This is a genomic window from Achromobacter maghribensis (genome assembly GCF_057334215.1).
The window spans coordinates 1-1092 of sequence record NZ_JBHFII010000052.1; the positions used below are offsets into that span (position 1 = coordinate 1).

The window sequence follows — 1092 nt, forward strand, 5'->3', positions numbered from 1 at the left end:
CCGATTTTGGCCGCCCGGGCGGCCGAAATCGGCATACGTGCCTTGCCTCGTCGTGGCGGTGGTCGCTTGCGCGAATGCGAAAAGGGGGGTGTTGGTGCGTTTTCAAGTGCGGGGGTAGGTAGAGATGGGCGGCGCGCGGTGGACGGTGGATTGCGAATGCAGGCTTTGTGCGCGCGCCGCCCATCCGGCACTGGGGTTAAAGTGGCGATTGGCCTTTGCGCTGCGGGTGGGCGCCTGGCCTGGCTTTATTGGCCCTCTATCCTCGCCCTCGCCTTCCGATCATGACCGCCACTGCCGCTCTGCTCGCCTTCACGCTGGCCGCCGCCATCCTCACGATCACGCCGGGGCTGGATACGGCACTGGTCTTGCGAACTGCCGCCGTCGAAGGCGGACGCCGCGCGTTGATGGCGGGGTTGGGTATCTGCGCGGGATGTCTGCTTTGGGGCGCCATCGCCGCTTTCGGCCTGGGCTCCCTGCTGGCCGTCTCTACGCTGGCGTATGACACGCTGCGCATCTGCGCTGCGGCCTACCTGTTCTATCTGGGCGCCAAACTGCTGTGGCGCACCCTGCCCGGCCGCCGGTCCGCGCAGGCGGCGGCCAGCGAAAACGCCTCGTCCGCATCCGCCCCGCCATTCGCCTCCACCAGCGCCACCGGCTGGTTCCTGCGCGGCTGCCTGACCAATGCCTTGAATCCGAAGGTCGGCATCTTCTACATCACGTTCCTGCCCCAGTTCATTCCCACGGGCGCAAACGTGCTCACGTTCAGCCTGTTATTGGCAGCCGTACACGCCCTCCTGGGCGTACTCTGGTTCACTCTGCTGGTCGCCGCCACCCGCCCCTTGGCAAAATGGCTATCCCGCCCCACCGTGATGCGTGGCCTGGACCGCATGACAGGCGCGGTATTCATCGCATTCGGACTAAAGCTGGCACTAGAAAAACGCTAAAGCCAAAGCGATCAAACACGCGCCCCCCGCATTCGCGAAGCGCCAACGCCCCGACGCAAGCCCGCCCAAACGCCAAAAACGGCCGCCCGCGCGGCCGTCTTTGGCGACCCCGCAAGCTCCTCCGCCCCCCACCACCCGAGGCAAAAAC

At 66.1% G+C, this 1092-nt stretch carries 1 protein-coding gene; it reads left to right on the forward strand.

Going from position 1 to position 1092, the window contains the following annotated elements; all coding sequences use genetic code 11:
* Positions 1 to 281 precede the first annotated feature (281 nt).
* A complete protein-coding gene (locus ACE039_RS22855; RefSeq protein ID WP_485823412.1) occupies positions 282 to 944 on the forward strand; it encodes a LysE family translocator in 663 nt (220 codons plus the stop codon).
* The last annotated feature ends 148 nt before the right edge of the window (positions 945 to 1092 follow it).